This window comes from Bacillus sp. N6 (assembly GCF_052805735.1).
Genome location: NZ_CM127843.1, coordinates 1,826,823 through 1,842,421, shown reverse-complemented (window position 1 = coordinate 1,842,421; position 15,599 = coordinate 1,826,823). Strand labels below are relative to the sequence as shown.

Sequence of the window (15,599 nt, the reverse complement as noted above, 5' to 3'; positions counted from 1 at the left end):
TTACTATCACTTTACTACGCAAGTGATAAAAAAGCAAGATAAAATGTAATAAATATAGAGATAGAGTATTGCATAAATAATGATAAGTAAGAATTCATATAAACATGAATTCTTACTTATCATTATTCTTAACTTTTCATTTCATTCATTACTATATTTAAAGCTGCCATAGCTTTTGGCCAACCAACGTAAAAAGCCATATGTGTTATTAATGCAACCAATTCATTCTCCATAACCCCATTTTGTTTAGCTAGCTTCAGATGAAATTGTAATTGTTCTGTATTACCGAGACTGATTAGTGCTGACACAGTACACAAACTTCTTTCTCTTAATGTTAAAGTGGCATCCCGCCACACTTCCTCAAATAATATCTTTTCACTATAATGAGCAAATGCAGGTGACATTTCTCTCATTTTCTTTTTAATATGTACTTCAATAAGTTCATTTTTCATTTTTTTCTCCCTTTATTTTCACCATTTGTGCTATTCCTTGACCAAATGACCAGTTTTCAGCAGCTGTCTCATTTAGTGTAATAAAAATATCCGAAGTTTTAACGTCGGAATATTCCGTAATTTTCAAGGATACCGATTGATACAAATCTTTTTTCTGTTGCACCGTTCTTCCCGGTCCACATGTAATAGAAACATAAATCATATTCTCTGTTCTCTTTTCTCCTCTTTCCAACAAATAATATGGATTATATAAAAATTTGTTTTGTTGGTAAGGTAAGAACATTTGAAAATAATCATTTTCAGGGATGTTAAAATGTTCAATTAATGAAAGATGGATACATTCACCCATTTTTTCCAACTCTTCTTCATTTAATATGTTTTCAGAATAATAAATCTTCACAAAAGGCATAGACTTTCATTCCTTTTCTTATTTTTAATATACAACAAAATTTCATCGTGAAATGTGTAAAATCTCATATACTGTAACACCCTTATTCACTACAATATCAGGCTTCTCTTCATAAAACTCAAACCTACTATACCCCCATTTATCCGGATTATAAACGATTACATTCCCTAAACACTTTTCGTTGTTTTGTACATCTTCATTCATAGTGCTTAATTGAGTCCCAATCAGTGTTTGACTTTGAGAAATACTTCCTGCATATTCAACAACATATCTACTTTTCTTAAATCCATCACTTAGATTAACCACTAATGGAACACCTATATGTATTTGTTGCCATCCAAAAGATTGTAAAATGTTATCGTAATACCCTTCAAAGATAAATTTATTCATCCCTTCATGACCATTCCAAATATATAAAGGTGCATAGCAGTTATAAAAATTCCCGTCTTTCTCCGTTTCCGTAATTAAATAAGCTTTAAAATTTAGTTCTTGGAAACCATCAGTTTTATAGCCATTATCCTTTACCCTTTTCTTAATAATTTCCATGTCATAATCCTTTGGAAGAATGACCTTATATTGCATTCCAATCATGTTTATCACTCGCTTTCAATCTTATATACATTATGATAAATCGATAAGTGGCTAACGTAAAATAGGTATAAATTATGTTTGGTATCATTTATAATGATAGTGCATAAGGGGCTGAGATACATGGAAATAAATGATCTTATTATATTCAAAACTGTGGCCAGTGAGGGTTCTATTAGTAAAGCTGCTAAAGAGTTAGGATATGTTCAACCGAACGTAACTGAGCGAATCAAAAAATTAGAACAAGAATTAGAAACGCCTTTACTACATAGAGATAACAAAGGTGTTTCCTTGTTACCTGCTGGTGACATTTTATTAGATTACACGAATAAAATATTAACTCTATTAGAAGAAGTAAAAGATGAAATTAAAACGAGTGGTTCTTCTTATATAATAGCGACGTCACAATCTATTTTGACAAATTATTTAAGTAAGCGTATTAAAGTAAATTTCAGAAATTATCAAATATATGTAGAAAGTAGTAGTCATTTGCAAAAATTACTGCAGCAACAAAAAGTTGATATGGTCTTAACTTATGAGGATTATCCTGACGCATCGTTTAAAAAAGTGTTCACAACCTCAATTTCTGTAGGCTTATTAAAAGCGAAAGAAAAATGTACCATTGATTATTCAAAAGAAATTTTCTTCGTTAGCAATGACAAAAAGTGCCCTTTTAGGAATAAGACAATACAATTTCTAAAAGAAAACAATCTATCTCTGCGACAACTTCAACAGTTGGATTCTTATTCGCTTATGGAAGAGTTTATTAATGATGGAAAAGGAATAGCTTTTTTACCGATTAAAAATGATACATTAGTTATAATTGAAGATGTTCCCCTTGAGAATTTAGCTGTTCATTTTTTTACGAATCAAACCTTTATAAAGCATATCCCTGATGAACTATTTGATTAATAAAATGACTTTGATTACAAACTTTTTTCAAAATAAAAATCCCTCTTTAACGAATATAAAAGAGGGATTTTTATTTTGTATACAATTGATTTTTCACACGTTTTGCTCCACTTCTGTACTTTTCTCCTTTTTATTCCTTTTAAAACTCTTCAATTTCTTAACCGTCCCAACCAATCCTTTCGGAAAAACGAGTAGCACGATAATATACAATAAACCTAGAATAATCGTCCATCTTTCAAAAATCGGATATTCCGTCGCTAGTTCTGATAAATAATATTTTAGTGATTCAATAATCCCAGACCCAGCAATAGCTCCAATTAATGTTCCGACTCCTCCAATCATTGTCATTAAGAGTGCATTTAGTGTCATTTCAATTGAAAATACAGTCGTATTGACAAAGCGCAATGTAATAACAAATAAACCACCGCTAATTGCAGCTACTATTCCTGCGACTACACTTGCGATTATTTTATAATGGAGGACTTTATATCCAAGTGCTTCAACACGTTGTTCATTTTGTGAAATTGCCTTTAATACTTTCCCAATAGAAGACTTTGTAAAAAGACGTAATAGAATAAAAATGAAGCATAAACATACAAGTGATACATAATAAAAAGTAAAACGATCACGGAATATTTCTGGTACCCCAAATGTAAAACCATCTCCTCCGTGAGTAAGCCCACGCCATTTTTCAGCAAGTACGAAAAACAACTGTGAAATAGCAAGTGTTAACATTGCATAAAAATGACTTTTCAATCGTAAAGAAAGTAAACCAATTATATAACTAACGATTGCTGAAATGATAATTGCAGCTACTATTCCAATTAAAAAGTTCGTTATTGATACGCCTTGTCGATCAAATAAAAGCGCTACCCCATATGCTCCTATACCAAAGAACATACAATGACCGAACGATACAATTCCTGTATACCCAAGCAATACATCAAAACTCATTGCAAAAATAGCAAAGATGAAGATTTGAGTGAACAAAATTAACAGGCTCCGTGAATCATTTACGAACGGAAATACACTTAAACAAATGAGCATACATACTCCGAAGTATACTTTAATTCGGTCCAATGTGTTGTTCACCATTTCACCCCTTTTCACCAACAAGCCCAGTTGGCTTTACTATTAAGAAAAATAGTAACATTAACATATTAATTGCAAGTGATAAATCTGGTATAAAATACGCTGTAAAAGCACCAGCTAATCCGACAATTAAAGAAGCAATAGCTGAACCTTGTACGCTTCCTAATCCTCCGATAATTACTACTATAAAAGCTAAAATTGCATACTGCATGCCCATCTCGGCGAAAATAACGCCCGAATACGGTGCTAATAAGAAACCTCCCAAAGCTGCCATCCCTGCTCCTAATAAAAAGACGAAAGAAAATATCGCTTTTACATTAATGCCAAGCGCTTGAACCATTTCTTTATCCATTACACCTGCACGGATCATAAGACCTATCTTCGTCTTTTTGAGTAATAATAGTAGTGCAATGTAAATAATTACCCCAATCAAAATAACAAATAGACGATATTTAATTAATATAATACCTCCGGATGTAAAACTTCCTTGTAACCATAACGGTAATTTTGCACTAATAGGGTTTGGCCCCCAAAATATTTTAATACACTCACTAAGAACGAGCATTCCCCCAAGCGTAACGAGCAGCTGTCGAACATGATTTCCATATACTGGTCTAATAAGAAACCTTTCTAAAATAAATCCTAGGAACATTCCCATAGCTACTGCTCCAACTAAAGCTAATATATAACTTCCTGTCATATTAAATAACCAAACACCTGTAAATGCTCCCCACGCAAATAAACCACCGTGTGCAAAGTTTAAAACGCTCATTAGACCGAAAATAAGTGAAAGACCTGATGCTAACAAAAAAATGAGCATCCCTGTTGAAATCCCATTTACAAATAAATTGATTAACACATCCATCCTTTTCACCTCGGATTCATGTTAAGAGATTCCTAAATATTTATGACACATTTCCTTATCCTTTTTTAATTCATTCATAAAACCGTTATGAACAATTCGTCCGTTATCCATAATGTAAAAATAATCGCCAATTTGACTAGCCATCATAAAATTTTGCTCAACAAGTAAAACTGTTGTTTTCTCTTTCATCTTCAAAATAGCTACCATTAATTTCTCCACCATTATCGGGGATAGTCCTTTGCTCGGTTCATCAATAAGTAATAATCCATCACTATTAATAAACGCTCTTGAAATAGCCAACATTTGCTTTTGCCCTCCGCTCAAGAGCCCACTTTTCTTATTCCAAAACTGCTTTAAATCCGGAAATAGTTCCAGCATCCACTCTATTTTCCCTTCTACTTCTTCACCTTTCCCCCTAGCAAGAGCGAATGTTTCTTCTACTGTCAAATCATGAAAAATACCTTGATTTTCTGGTACATACCCTATTCCTTTCCTTGAAATTAAATGTGTAGGTAATCCACTTACTTTTGCACTATCATAATAAATTTCACCATCTGCAATGCGGTGAAACCCCATCACTGAACGTAATGTCGTTGTTTTCCCTGCCCCATTTCTACCAAACAGTACAGTAATCGTCCCTTTCTCAACAGCAAGAGATACTCCTTGCAAAATATGAAACTGATCTAAATACGTTTCTATATTATTCACTTGTAATAGTTCCACTATATAATCCCCCTAAATAAGCACTTTGTACACGCTCATCTTTCATAATTTCTTCAGGCAATCCTTCAGCCAATAACTCTCCATGAAATAAAACGATAAGATGATCTGACAAACCTAGTATCATATCCATTTTGTGTTCGATAAGTACAATTGTGCTCTCTGGATGTTTCTTAATATTTTCAATCACTTGTAATATAGCAGGGGCTTCCTCAACCGAAATACCTGCCGTCGGCTCATCAAGTAATAACACATCCGTTTTTAAAGCTAATAACATCGCAAGTTCTAGCTTTCTTTTCTCTCCATGTGCCAAATCTTTCGCTAATACGTTCTCTTTCTCATGAAGTAATACTGTTTTTAAGAAACGTCTCGCCTCTCCAACTTGTTGCTTTAATTTTGCTGGGCTCGGGAAAAAACTATAGTAATCTTGTACGAATGATTGAACACTTAAACGGACATTTTCAAGTACCGTTAATTCTGGGAATATGTTTGTAAGCTGAAAAGAGCGACCGATTCCTAAGCGTGTTCGATCTGAAATCGATAGTTTTGTAATATCTTGCCCTTTAAAATACACTTCACCTGTTGTGGGTGAAATCTGTCCACTTAGTAAATTAAATAACGTTGTCTTCCCCGCACCATTTGGCCCGATAATAGAAATGAGCTTTCCTTTTTGGACAGTTAAATTTACATCTTTAATAACTTGATGTTCACCAAAAGATACACTAAGATTTTTCGTCTCTAGCAAATGTGTCACGAAATCCCTCCCTTTAAAGCCGTGAGTATGAAGGAAATATGTATAAAGAGGGTCCCCCCTCTTTATACAAAAACAACAGAAAATTCAGTCTATTTATTTTGAACTGGTGGTTCTGTTTCTTTCATCGTTAATTCTCGCTCTAACACTGGCACCGGATAATCAACACCATCTTGCTTTTTCAATGTGATAGAATACAGCGTCTGCATCGCTTGGTGGTCCTTCTCTCTAAACTTCATCTTTCCTTTCGGTGTATCAAATTCCATTCCTTCCATTTTCTTAATCAAGGTATCTACATCTGTATCACCTTTTGTTTTCTTTAAAGCTTCTACAATAGAAATTGCTGCTGACATTCCTCCCGCTGTAAACAAATCTGGCACTACACCATTAAAACGTTTTTTATGCTCTTCAACTAGCCAATCATTCACTTTATTTTTTGGAAGTGTGTGATAATATACAGAAAAACCTTGCATACCTACTAATGCATCCATTGTTTTTAATGCTGGTATATCTGGCGCACCTGTAGAAATTTTAATACCTTGCGCTTCCACATTCATATCTTTCAACTGTTTCCAAGGAGAATTTGCCCCTGCCCAAACGATAAATAAATAATCTGGTTTTGAACTAATGATATTTTGAATATTCGCTGTAAAATCTGTTGAATTTGTATCCGCGTATTGCTCATTCACAATGCTCGCACCTAATTTTTTCGCACCCGCTTTAAATGCAGCAATCCCTTCACGACCAAAAGCGTTATCTGGGGCAAATGTTGCAATCTTTACATCTTTTTTCGCAATTGCTGCTGCTCCTGCAATCGCATCTTGTGAGGAACTTCTTCCAGTTCTAAAAATATATTTATTCCAGTTCTTCCCGGTAATACTATCCGCAACTGCCGGTTCTACAACCATAATCTTTTCATATTCTTCGGCCAGTGGTAAAACCGCTAACGTATCACTTGAACTAGACGATCCAACTAAAAAATCAACTTTCTCTTCTTCTAATAACTTCGTAGCTTTTTTAACTGCTACATCCGCTTTCGTTTCTGTATCTTCTACAACAAACTTAATCTTTTTCCCATCTACTTTCCCAGTTCCACCAGTTGCATAATCTAACCCTAATTCAAATCCGTTCACTGTTTGTTTTCCATACGATTCTAGCGGTCCTGTTAAAGAAGCAAGGACCCCTACCTTAATCGTTTTTTCATCCTCTGTACTTGTTTTCTTTCCTGAACAAGCTGCCGTTATTAATAATGAACCTAGAACACAACCAGTAAACATCGTCTTTAGCCACTTACGTTTTTTCATCGACATTGTGATCCTCCCCATACTTTACTTTCTGATAGAATCAAACACGCCAAAATCCCCTGTCCGTAATCATGACTAACTAATTCGATAGATAATGGAAAACTCTTGTAGTACCCTCTACATTCGGCACAAATATATAATCACCTTCCTATGTAATGGAAACGGACATACAATCAATATATATTCTGCAATCCAATTGAAAATACTGTTTCATTTCAGTAATGACCATACAAAAAGACTAACTTATTTTTAAGTTAGTCTTTTCCCCTTAATTAGAGTTAAGTTCTACTTTCTCTAACCCTTCAGCCAATTGTTTCTTATCTAGTCCTTCTCCTATTACTACTAAGTTTGTCGGGAAACCGAAGTCTTGTTCTAATAAAGTTGGTACTCCGAACGAATATTGGAATAGGTGAGGGTATTTATCTCCATGGAATTTCACAAAACCTTTTACTCGATAAATACTATCTGGTAAATTCGAAAGCCATTCATATAATTTGTCTTGATCAATCGGTTTCGTAAATTGATACGTCATCGTTTGTATATGTAAATGCTGTTTGACATGTAGTGTCTCGTGTTCCTCATCATTTGGAAATTCTGCTTCTTCTATATCTTTTAAAGATATATTACAATACTTTGTCTCATACATTTTCGCATGATCATTTATTGCCTTTACTTCTTCAAATACTGTATTCTTATCTTCATCTGTTAGTAAATCTGCTTTATTAACAAGAATGTGACTACCAAATTTCAGTTGCTCATGCAATAGCTGTTGTACATTTGCACTTAATATACTTCGATTTAACCACCTTACTGCATCTAAAACGACTACAATTGATTTCACTTCCAGAAAAGGAGCTAAAATTGGCGAGACACACGCGTCTAACACTTCAATTGGATGCGCAACACCTGTCGTTTCTATATAAATTACATCTGGTCTTTCTTGTTGGTATAACGAATGTAATTGTATTTCAAGCTCTTCTTTTAATGTACAACAAATACATCCTTTAAGAAGTTCTCTTAAAACATTCTCTTTTCCAATAATATCTGTATCTACCGAGTATTCACCAATTTCATTCATTAATACTGCAACTTTTCTATTCTTCTTTTTCTCTGCTAACAATAAATTTTGTAATAATGTTGATTTTCCACTACCTAAAAAACCACCTAATATATGAATCTCCACTTTATTCATTCAACCGACCATCCATTTCTTTACTTCAAATGTATTCAAAGCGTAATAATTACGATTTATATTTATCATTTTATTAAAAGAATGACCATTTGTAAATATAAGAGATTCACTGTTCATTTACTTCATATGCAACTCTAACTCCAGACTCAATTGCCCCTTGCATCCATCCATGTGTTAATGTCGTATGCTCTCCTGCAAAATGTACTTTTCCAGATGGTGGTGTAATATACGGAAATAACTCGAGCTCTTGGCCTGGTTCGAAAGCTGTAAATGCACCGCAAGAATACGGATTTTTACTCCAGCTAAAAGATGTTCCAGTGACAAACTCACTATAGACGATGTCACCGTATATTTCCGCTAAATTTTTTAATGCGTAACGAATACGATCTCTTTGCGGGAGACTATCCCATGTTAACGCCTCATCTGCCCACGTATAACTTGCTATTACGATAGCTGGTCCTGGAGTATGAATGCCATAACTCGGATAGTATGTAAACCGTATCGGTAAATCAGTAATAGATTTACCGCCACACTGTCCCGCTTTCTCCCAAAATCTACTTTTAAACTCTATTGCAATTTTAGTTGCAGCAATATAATTTAATTCACGAATTGCTCTTTTTTTAAAATAAGAGAATAAATAGTATGGCTGAACTTCTACAAATCTTAACGCTGAAAATGGAATTGTAATAATAGCAAAATCACTTGTTATTGTAAATTGCTCTAACGTTTGTTCATGATTTCCTTGTAACATTACTTTATTATCTTCTTGTATGATTTTATCAACCTTATACGGCATTAAAATATGTTCTCTTAATTGTGGTAAGAATGCATTCGATAACTTATCCATTCCACCAGTTATTTCATAATATTTCGTTGTTGAAGTAAAGAAAATCATTTCACGTAATACTTCAATTAAGGACATTCCCATATAAGCTTCCATATCAAGAAGTACCCCAATCATATCTATTGCACCATCTGAATAATACTCCATTAATAATGAACCAAGCGAATACGTTTTATACTTTTTTTCAACAATAAGCCAGTTTTTATCAGGATCCTTCTTAATATAATTTAGTATTGGTTCTAATACCTCAATCATTAGCTCTTCTGCCGTTTTTCCTTTTTCTTTATCCAAAACCGGATATTCAAGTACACTTGGATCATTTTCAAACACATTCAATCTCGTTTGAATGTTATTCGTATAAATGATATCTGCAAAAGTTTTATTTATAAAAAGGTTTAAAGGTAGTTTAAATTTATGAATATACGCTAAGGTTAACTTATGGGTGTCAGGGATTCTCATCGGTCCCGCATTAAAATATAAACCCACACTAAATGGTTCCCGAATCGTATACACCCTGCCACCTATTCTGTTATTTGCTTCTATAATCGTTACTTCGTGCCCAGCCTCTTTTAATAAAGAACCTGCAACTAATCCAGAAATCCCTGCACCTGCAATCGTAATCCGTTTTGGGTTATTCTTTTTAACAAGCCCTGCATGAATAATATGAAGCATTTCTTCCATTGCTAATGGGTTCCCCATGCCATTTCCCCTTTTACAAAGGATTTTACTGAATTATATTCGGTTCACTGAATTCCTATGTTTTGTTCGCGGATTTGCACGGATACATTTTCAAATACTTGAATATCTTTTATAAAATGTAATAAACTAGATATGACTCTATAGAAGTAAGACGTATTATCTTACATAATAAAATCAATGAAATTGCGAGGAATTTTGAAATGAAAAAAGGTATTAACCGTGTTGTATTAGTAGGAACAGGAGCAGTTGGATGTAGTTATGCTTACTGCATGATTAACCAAGCCGTAGCTGAAGAATTTGTTTTAGTCGATGTAAATGAGGCAAAAGCTGAAGGGGAAGCAATGGATTTAAGTCATGCTGTTCCATTCGCACCAGCTCCAACTAGAGTATGGAAAGGCAGCTACGAAGATTGTAAAGATGCTGACCTTGTAGTTATTACAGCTGGATTACCACAAAAGCCAGGCGAAACACGTTTAGATTTAGTAGAGAAAAACGCTAAAATCTTTAAACAAATCGTTCGCAGTATTATGGATAGCGGATTTGATGGCATCTTCTTAATCGCAACAAACCCTGTAGATATTTTAACTTACGTAACTTGGAAAGAATCTGGTTTACCGAAAGAACGTGTAATTGGTTCTGGTACAACACTTGATTCTGCTCGTTTCCGCTATATGTTAGGTGAGTACTTCAATATTGGTCCACACAACATTCACGCTTATATTATCGGAGAACACGGCGATACTGAACTTCCTGTTTGGAGTCATGTTTCCGTTGGTATCCAAAAACTACAAACACTGCTTGAAAAAGACAACACGTATAATCAAGAAGATTTAGACAAAATTTTCATAAACGTCCGTGATGCAGCTTACCATATTATTGAGCGTAAAGGCGCAACTTATTATGGTATCGGTATGTCACTTCTACGTGTTACAAAAGCAATTTTAAACGATGAAAATAGTGTATTAACTGTATCAGCTTACTTAGAAGGTCAATATGGTCAAAAAGATGTTTACATCGGGGTACCTGCTGTTTTAAATCGCGGCGGTGTTCGTGAAATTTTAGAAGTTGAACTAAGTGAAGAAGAAGAATTAAAATTCGATCACTCTGTTCAAGTATTGAAAGAAACAATGGCTCCAGTTCTTTAATTAAGATAAAAAAGCAATCCAATTTATTTTGGATTGCTTTTTTTATTTTCATTATCCCCTATGACTTTTTAATGATTTTCTATCATTTGTTATTTTCCAGTCGTATCCTCATTATTTATATCAAACACATCTAATAAAAAAATAAAGATTGGTATGCCGATAATAAGCCCCCATATTCCGAGGAAATGCTCTGAGAAGATGAGAATCATAAATGTATAAAAGATTGGTAAATTTGTTTTTGCAGACATAAACTTCGGATTTAAAAAATAACTTTCAAGAGCGTGGATTACTGTTATGAACACGATTATGTATACTACGTACATAACCCCGCCTACGTTGTAAGCAATGATACAAAGTGGAAACAAAGAAATAATCACACCTGCAACAGGAATCAACCCTAGTAAGAAAATCATAACAGCTAATACGAGTAGCTGTGGAAATCCTAAAACGATTAATGCAATGACAGTAAGAATACAATTTACAACGGCAATTAAAAACTGAGCTTCAATTACTTTACCGAACGATCTTGCAAATCTTTCACCAAAATATGCAATTTCCTCATAAAAGATCTTTAGCTTACTGTCTTTAAACTTAGATGTAAATGTAATAATACGCTCTTTTTCTAATAAGAAAAATAAGCTTAAAATTAGAGATAATAATATTTGTAAACTTACCTTCCCTATATTTGCTATTGATTGATATATGACATCTACACCTTGTTCTATATATTTTGATACTTCCATCCCATTAATTGTCGAAAGTGCATATTTAACGATTTCATTATCAGGTGGATTTTGAAAAAATATTTTAAATTGATAAATTAATTGTGAAATTTGTATCGTCAGCACAGGTAAATATTTATATAATGTTGTGCCAATAAAGGAAACTAGTATTATATACAAACATGCAATAACAATTTTCCGGTTTACTTTCAATTTTCTTGAAATAAAACGTTGAAATCGATCCATTAAAAACGTCAGTATAAACGTAATTAATATTAAATTGATCATACTTTTTAATGCATATAATACAAGCGCTACTATTATTAAAACGAGAAACCGTTGAAACCCTCTACTTCGAAAAAAACTCTTTACTTCATTCATTAAGAATTAACCTCCCCCTTCAATGGATGGAAATTGAATATATTACATTTTATGAACTCCTATAGACAATCTTTCTTACTAATTAAGAAGAATCCTTTTTTTCTTTTCATATTGTTAGATTCGTTTAACTGAGATCTACCAACATATTTCGGTGGATTACAGTTATTTTTCATATAATTTTTTATAAACTAGGTGATTTTCTATTTTTAGACTGCTGTTCATACGCATATCCAATATTGAAAAGCTCTTTTTCACCAAACTGTTTCCCTACAAACACTACACCGATTGGTTCTCCATTTTTATCATATCCAGCAGGAACCGCTAATTCCGGATAACCAGCTACAGCTGATAGAAGGACTTCATCGTTATTAATCATAACTAGAGCATCCAAACCTTTTTCTACTAAATACCTATCTAGCTCTTTTCTTGCGTTTTCTCGACTCGTTTGCACTACGTTTTCGAACTCTTCTTTCGTTATAGCAGATTTTTCAGACCCCTCAATTAATGTTTGTCCGTATTTTATTCGTCTTTTACTATCCTTTTTAGTGAACTACTCACCACTTAACGTCCTTACGGGCTGTTTGAAGTGGGAGCTTCTTGGGAAGTAGATACTTTTATTAGCTATCTATATTTACCAAGCTATAAGGGTAGTACCTACCCCTAAAGAAAATACCAATTACGTGGCTAATTTTAGTAAGTTTATACTTGCGTTTACATCTCTATCATGATGGCTATTGCATTCAGGGCAAGTCCACTCTCTAAGGCTTAGATTCTTGACTTCCTTATTTTTATAACCACAGCAAGAACACAATTGACTACTCGCATAATTCTTAGGTGCGACTATCAAATCGCGACCTTTCCATATTGCTTTATAGTCAAGGAGCTCTCTGAATGTAGCCCAAGATACTTCACTGATTGCTTTTGCTAATTTGTAATTCTTTTGCATGTTCTTCACTTTCAAGTCCTCAATCACAATTACTTGGTTTTCGTTTGTGATTTCATTGCTTATCTTGTGAAGAAAATCATTGCGTTGATTCGCAATCTTCTCATGAAGTCTTGCAACTTGTAACCTGGCCTTGTTTCTATTGTTTGAACCTTTCTTTTTACGCGACAAAGAGCGCTGCAGAAGAGCTAATCTTCTTTCGGCTTTTCTCAACCATTTAGGGTTCTCATATTTCTTGCCATTAGACAATATTGCAAAGTCTTTTAGCCCAACATCAATACCAACTTTTGCATCAACTTTAGGAAACAATTGCTCATTTTCTTCTACTAAAATCGATACAAAGTATTTACCAGTAGGTGTTTGAGACACTGTAGTAGACTTAATTAATCCAAAGAATTGTCTGTGCTGTTTAATCTTTACCAAGGTCTTTAGTTTGGGCAGCTTGATATAACCACTCTCAATGTAAACCGTGCCTTTTTGGTTATTTGTTGTATAACTACGGTGGTTATCTTTCTTACTTTTGAATTTCGGGAATCCAATAGATTTATCCCGGAAAAAGTTAGCGTATGCTTTATTCAAATTCATTTGAGCATTCGCTAACGCAAGACTATCAACTTCCTTTAGGAATGGAAATTCAGCCTTATATTGTGCGGGCGTAGGATATGTAACAGATCTATCAAGTGTATCCTGTGATTCTTGATAAGATTTGATTCTATCTGCAAGCATCTTGTTGTATACAAATCGAACACATCCAAATGTTTTTGAGAAAAACATTTGTTGTTCTTTATTTGGATAGATACGATATTTGTATGATTTTAACATTTCCTACACCTCACTTTTCCCTTGATTTTCAATATATTTCTTTACTACATCTATCGGTGGAGCACCCGTAGTAATCAAGCAAAAGCTTCTTGACCAAAACATTTCTTTCCAAAGTTTCTTTCTCACATGGGGAAAGTCTCTCTTGATGAGTCAAGAACTTGCACTTTTATAAGCATTAATGAACTTTGTCATTTCTGTATTCGGATGTGCCTTGAATAAGATATGCACATGGTCTACATCATGATTCCATTCAACTAATGTGATGTTATAGTTTTCAGATAATCGGACAAACATGTCTTTTGCATAGTCTGACATATCATCATCAAATACATTTCTTCTGTATTTCACGACCAATACAAGGTGATAATACAACAAGAACACTGAATGATTATTGCTATCTAACTTCATTGATATACCAACCTTCCCCTCTATAAGACTGATTATATCGGGGGATGAAAATAAAAGGCAAAGCCTTTTGGCTGCGCAAAACCGAAATTCATCTCCCACATATCGTTGGGCTATGCCCTTCACACGCCCCAGGAAGGAGAATTCTTTCGGGAAATTCGTTAAACGCCATAATCTCTTCTAACGATTTTACCGGTACGTTTTTTGCTGCGAAAGATAATCGTTAACACTCTATTTTTAGAGTATAAGATACACTCAGGTTCTTTGAAAAATAGTTTTTATATACGTGATATCCGCCGGCACACGCTAATAAGACAATGCCTCCAGTGATAGACAGCGTTACCTTTACCCATTTCTTCATGTTGCTTCCTCCACTCTATAAGATGCTTAGCTATACAAAAAAGAGAGTTACCTTTTACTTAACTCTCTCCAATCAAAATGCTAAATGAAAAAATGAAAGATTTCAATCTAATTACTTCTTTTTTTGCATTTGCTTTGCTAACATTTCTTTCACTTGATTATACGTTAATCCTGAATTTTTATTTAAACGCTTTACTTCCTCAACATCAGTACCTACCACTGTATATTTTTTCTCATCATTCATTTTTCTAATTCCCTTCTCACCGTATTATTTCTTATATTTCTTCCCTAAATGCACATAAATTAACACCACTACAAAAAAGGAAGCTGTTTTTAAGCACAGCTTCCTTCTCGTTACATATTGTATTTCTTAATAAAATTTCACTACATCTTCAGTAGGCAAGAACGTTCTTTCTGCTGGTTGTTCGTTTGGTTCACCAAATGGCATTTGACCTATTAAGCTCCACTCTGCCGGAATGTTCCAAGTTTCTTTCACTTCAGCATCTACGATTGGGTTGTAATGTTGTAATGACGCCCCAATTCCTTCAGCAGATAATAGCATCCACACAGTGTGTTGTAACATCGCATTTCCTTGATGAGACCAGAATGGGAACTGATCTTTATATAATGGTGCATTTTCTTGCATTTTTTCTACAGTTGCTTGATCTTCAAAGAATAGAACTGTTCCTACACCTGCATGGAAGCCTTTTAGTCTTTCTACAGTCGCTTCAAAGTTTTCTGCTGGTACGCGAGCTCTTAGTGTTTCTTTAACAATATCCCAAAACTTTTCATGCTCTCCATCCATTAATACAACCATACGACCACTTTGCATATTGAAAGATGTTGGTGCGTGTAAAGCTGTTTTTAACACTTCTTCAATTCTTTCTTTCGTAATTGCATCGTTTTTTGTTACTTTACGAATTGAACGGCGGTTCACGATTGCTTCTTTTAAGTTTGTTGTAGTTGCTGACATTTTAATTCCTCCAAATGTTT

The 15,599-nt window shown here is 34.0% G+C and carries 16 protein-coding genes and 2 pseudogenes; 2 read left to right on the top strand and 16 right to left on the bottom strand.

What is annotated here, in order from left to right:
* Positions 1-128: 128 nt before the first annotated feature.
* Genes ACUXVC_RS09540 through ACUXVC_RS09530 form a run of 3 tightly spaced genes read right to left on the bottom strand, consistent with a single transcriptional unit; the run spans position 129 to position 1,452 of the window.
* Positions 129-452: a carboxymuconolactone decarboxylase family protein gene (locus ACUXVC_RS09540; RefSeq protein ID WP_000787201.1), complete on the bottom strand. Its 324-nt coding sequence runs from the start codon at positions 450-452 to the stop codon at positions 129-131.
* Complete coding sequence (locus ACUXVC_RS09535) at positions 442-861, bottom strand: tautomerase family protein (protein ID WP_023521709.1); 420 nt, start codon at positions 859-861, stop codon at positions 442-444. Before ACUXVC_RS09535 ends, ACUXVC_RS09540 begins: the two co-directional genes overlap by 11 nt.
* Positions 862-903: 42 nt before the next feature.
* Positions 904-1,452, bottom strand: coding sequence for a DUF4865 family protein (locus tag ACUXVC_RS09530; protein ID WP_098126083.1), 549 nt, complete (start codon positions 1,450-1,452; stop codon positions 904-906).
* Positions 1,453-1,572: 120 nt separating this feature from the next.
* On the opposite strand from ACUXVC_RS09530, the gene ACUXVC_RS09525 reads away from it, so the two are divergent.
* A complete protein-coding gene (locus ACUXVC_RS09525; protein WP_446026020.1) occupies positions 1,573-2,361 on the top strand; it encodes a LysR family transcriptional regulator in 789 nt (262 codons plus the stop codon).
* 93 nt (positions 2,362-2,454) lie between these two features.
* Here the strand turns inward: ACUXVC_RS09525 and ACUXVC_RS09520 are convergent, their stop codons facing one another.
* The 7 genes from ACUXVC_RS09520 to ACUXVC_RS09490 all read right to left on the bottom strand — a co-directional run bounded on the left by ACUXVC_RS09520 (position 2,455) and on the right by ACUXVC_RS09490 (position 9,828).
* Positions 2,455-3,408, bottom strand: a complete 954-nt coding sequence (locus ACUXVC_RS09520) for a branched-chain amino acid ABC transporter permease (RefSeq protein WP_141558597.1) — start codon at positions 3,406-3,408, stop codon at positions 2,455-2,457.
* A gap of 49 nt (positions 3,409-3,457) precedes the next feature.
* Positions 3,458-4,318 carry a branched-chain amino acid ABC transporter permease gene (locus ACUXVC_RS09515; RefSeq protein WP_089170816.1) on the bottom strand — a complete coding sequence of 287 codons (861 nt, stop codon included), beginning with the start codon at positions 4,316-4,318 and terminating at the stop codon, positions 3,458-3,460.
* A gap of 21 nt (positions 4,319-4,339) precedes the next feature.
* Positions 4,340-5,041 carry a branched-chain amino acid ABC transporter ATP-binding protein gene (locus ACUXVC_RS09510; RefSeq protein WP_098126086.1) on the bottom strand — a complete coding sequence of 234 codons (702 nt, stop codon included), beginning with the start codon at positions 5,039-5,041 and terminating at the stop codon, positions 4,340-4,342.
* A complete protein-coding gene (locus ACUXVC_RS09505; protein WP_446026019.1) occupies positions 5,019-5,792 on the bottom strand; it encodes an ABC transporter ATP-binding protein in 774 nt (257 codons plus the stop codon). The genes ACUXVC_RS09510 and ACUXVC_RS09505 overlap by 23 nt, the downstream gene beginning before the upstream one ends.
* Before the next feature lie 89 nt (positions 5,793-5,881).
* On the bottom strand, positions 5,882-7,099 hold the full coding sequence (locus tag ACUXVC_RS09500; protein WP_098126087.1) for a substrate-binding domain-containing protein: 1,218 nt from the start codon (positions 7,097-7,099) through the stop codon (positions 5,882-5,884).
* Positions 7,100-7,361: 262 nt separating this feature from the next.
* On the bottom strand, positions 7,362-8,285 hold the full coding sequence (locus ACUXVC_RS09495; RefSeq protein WP_001044939.1) for a CobW family GTP-binding protein: 924 nt from the start codon (positions 8,283-8,285) through the stop codon (positions 7,362-7,364).
* Between the two features lie 106 nt (positions 8,286-8,391).
* Positions 8,392-9,828, bottom strand: coding sequence for a flavin monoamine oxidase family protein (locus ACUXVC_RS09490; RefSeq protein ID WP_075719609.1), 1,437 nt, complete (start codon positions 9,826-9,828; stop codon positions 8,392-8,394).
* A gap of 200 nt (positions 9,829-10,028) precedes the next feature.
* Here ACUXVC_RS09490 and ACUXVC_RS09485 point away from each other — a divergent pair, with 200 nt between their 5' ends.
* On the top strand, positions 10,029-10,973 hold the full coding sequence (locus tag ACUXVC_RS09485; protein WP_000715327.1) for an L-lactate dehydrogenase: 945 nt from the start codon (positions 10,029-10,031) through the stop codon (positions 10,971-10,973).
* Positions 10,974-11,062: 89 nt separating this feature from the next.
* Here the strand turns inward: ACUXVC_RS09485 and ACUXVC_RS09480 are convergent, their stop codons facing one another.
* From ACUXVC_RS09480 to ACUXVC_RS09455, 6 genes and pseudogenes are all read right to left on the bottom strand, one after another.
* Positions 11,063-12,076, bottom strand: coding sequence for an AI-2E family transporter (locus ACUXVC_RS09480; RefSeq protein ID WP_446026018.1), 1,014 nt, complete (start codon positions 12,074-12,076; stop codon positions 11,063-11,065).
* A gap of 181 nt (positions 12,077-12,257) precedes the next feature.
* Positions 12,258-12,626, bottom strand: a pseudogene (locus tag ACUXVC_RS09475) (amidase family protein); the annotation flags it as partial.
* Between the two features lie 126 nt (positions 12,627-12,752).
* A complete protein-coding gene (gene tnpB, locus ACUXVC_RS09470; protein WP_069355419.1) occupies positions 12,753-13,841 on the bottom strand; it encodes an IS200/IS605 family element RNA-guided endonuclease TnpB in 1,089 nt (362 codons plus the stop codon).
* A 3-nt stretch (positions 13,842-13,844) separates the two neighbouring features.
* Positions 13,845-14,249 (bottom strand): annotated as a pseudogene (tnpA, locus tag ACUXVC_RS09465) (IS200/IS605 family transposase).
* A gap of 469 nt (positions 14,250-14,718) precedes the next feature.
* On the bottom strand, positions 14,719-14,850 hold the full coding sequence (locus tag ACUXVC_RS09460; RefSeq protein WP_000997344.1) for a hypothetical protein: 132 nt from the start codon (positions 14,848-14,850) through the stop codon (positions 14,719-14,721).
* Between the two features lie 126 nt (positions 14,851-14,976).
* Entirely contained in the window at positions 14,977-15,579 is a 603-nt protein-coding gene (locus tag ACUXVC_RS09455) for a nitroreductase family protein (RefSeq protein WP_144465411.1), read from the bottom strand.
* Positions 15,580-15,599: the final 20 nt, after the last annotated feature.

Bases quoted from the DNA above. Each gene is read 5' to 3' on its own strand.
- ACUXVC_RS09540 (WP_000787201.1), bottom strand. From the start codon at position 452: ATGAAAAATGAACTTATTGAAGTACATATTAAAAAGAAAATGAGAGAA.
- ACUXVC_RS09535 (WP_023521709.1), bottom strand. From the start codon at position 861: ATGCCTTTTGTGAAGATTTATTATTCTGAAAACATATTAAATGAAGAA.
- ACUXVC_RS09530 (WP_098126083.1), bottom strand. From the start codon at position 1,452: ATGATTGGAATGCAATATAAGGTCATTCTTCCAAAGGATTATGACATG.
- ACUXVC_RS09525 (WP_446026020.1), top strand. From the start codon at position 1,573: ATGGAAATAAATGATCTTATTATATTCAAAACTGTGGCCAGTGAGGGT.
- ACUXVC_RS09520 (WP_141558597.1), bottom strand. From the start codon at position 3,408: ATGCTCATTTGTTTAAGTGTATTTCCGTTCGTAAATGATTCACGGAGC.
- ACUXVC_RS09515 (WP_089170816.1), bottom strand. From the start codon at position 4,318: ATGGATGTGTTAATCAATTTATTTGTAAATGGGATTTCAACAGGGATG.
- ACUXVC_RS09500 (WP_098126087.1), bottom strand. From the start codon at position 7,099: ATGTCGATGAAAAAACGTAAGTGGCTAAAGACGATGTTTACTGGTTGT.
- ACUXVC_RS09495 (WP_001044939.1), bottom strand. From the start codon at position 8,285: ATGAATAAAGTGGAGATTCATATATTAGGTGGTTTTTTAGGTAGTGGA.
- ACUXVC_RS09490 (WP_075719609.1), bottom strand. From the start codon at position 9,828: ATGGGGAACCCATTAGCAATGGAAGAAATGCTTCATATTATTCATGCA.
- ACUXVC_RS09485 (WP_000715327.1), top strand. From the start codon at position 10,029: ATGAAAAAAGGTATTAACCGTGTTGTATTAGTAGGAACAGGAGCAGTT.
- ACUXVC_RS09480 (WP_446026018.1), bottom strand. From the start codon at position 12,076: ATGAATGAAGTAAAGAGTTTTTTTCGAAGTAGAGGGTTTCAACGGTTT.
- tnpB (WP_069355419.1), bottom strand. From the start codon at position 13,841: ATGTTAAAATCATACAAATATCGTATCTATCCAAATAAAGAACAACAA.
- ACUXVC_RS09460 (WP_000997344.1), bottom strand. From the start codon at position 14,850: ATGAATGATGAGAAAAAATATACAGTGGTAGGTACTGATGTTGAGGAA.
- ACUXVC_RS09455 (WP_144465411.1), bottom strand. From the start codon at position 15,579: ATGTCAGCAACTACAACAAACTTAAAAGAAGCAATCGTGAACCGCCGT.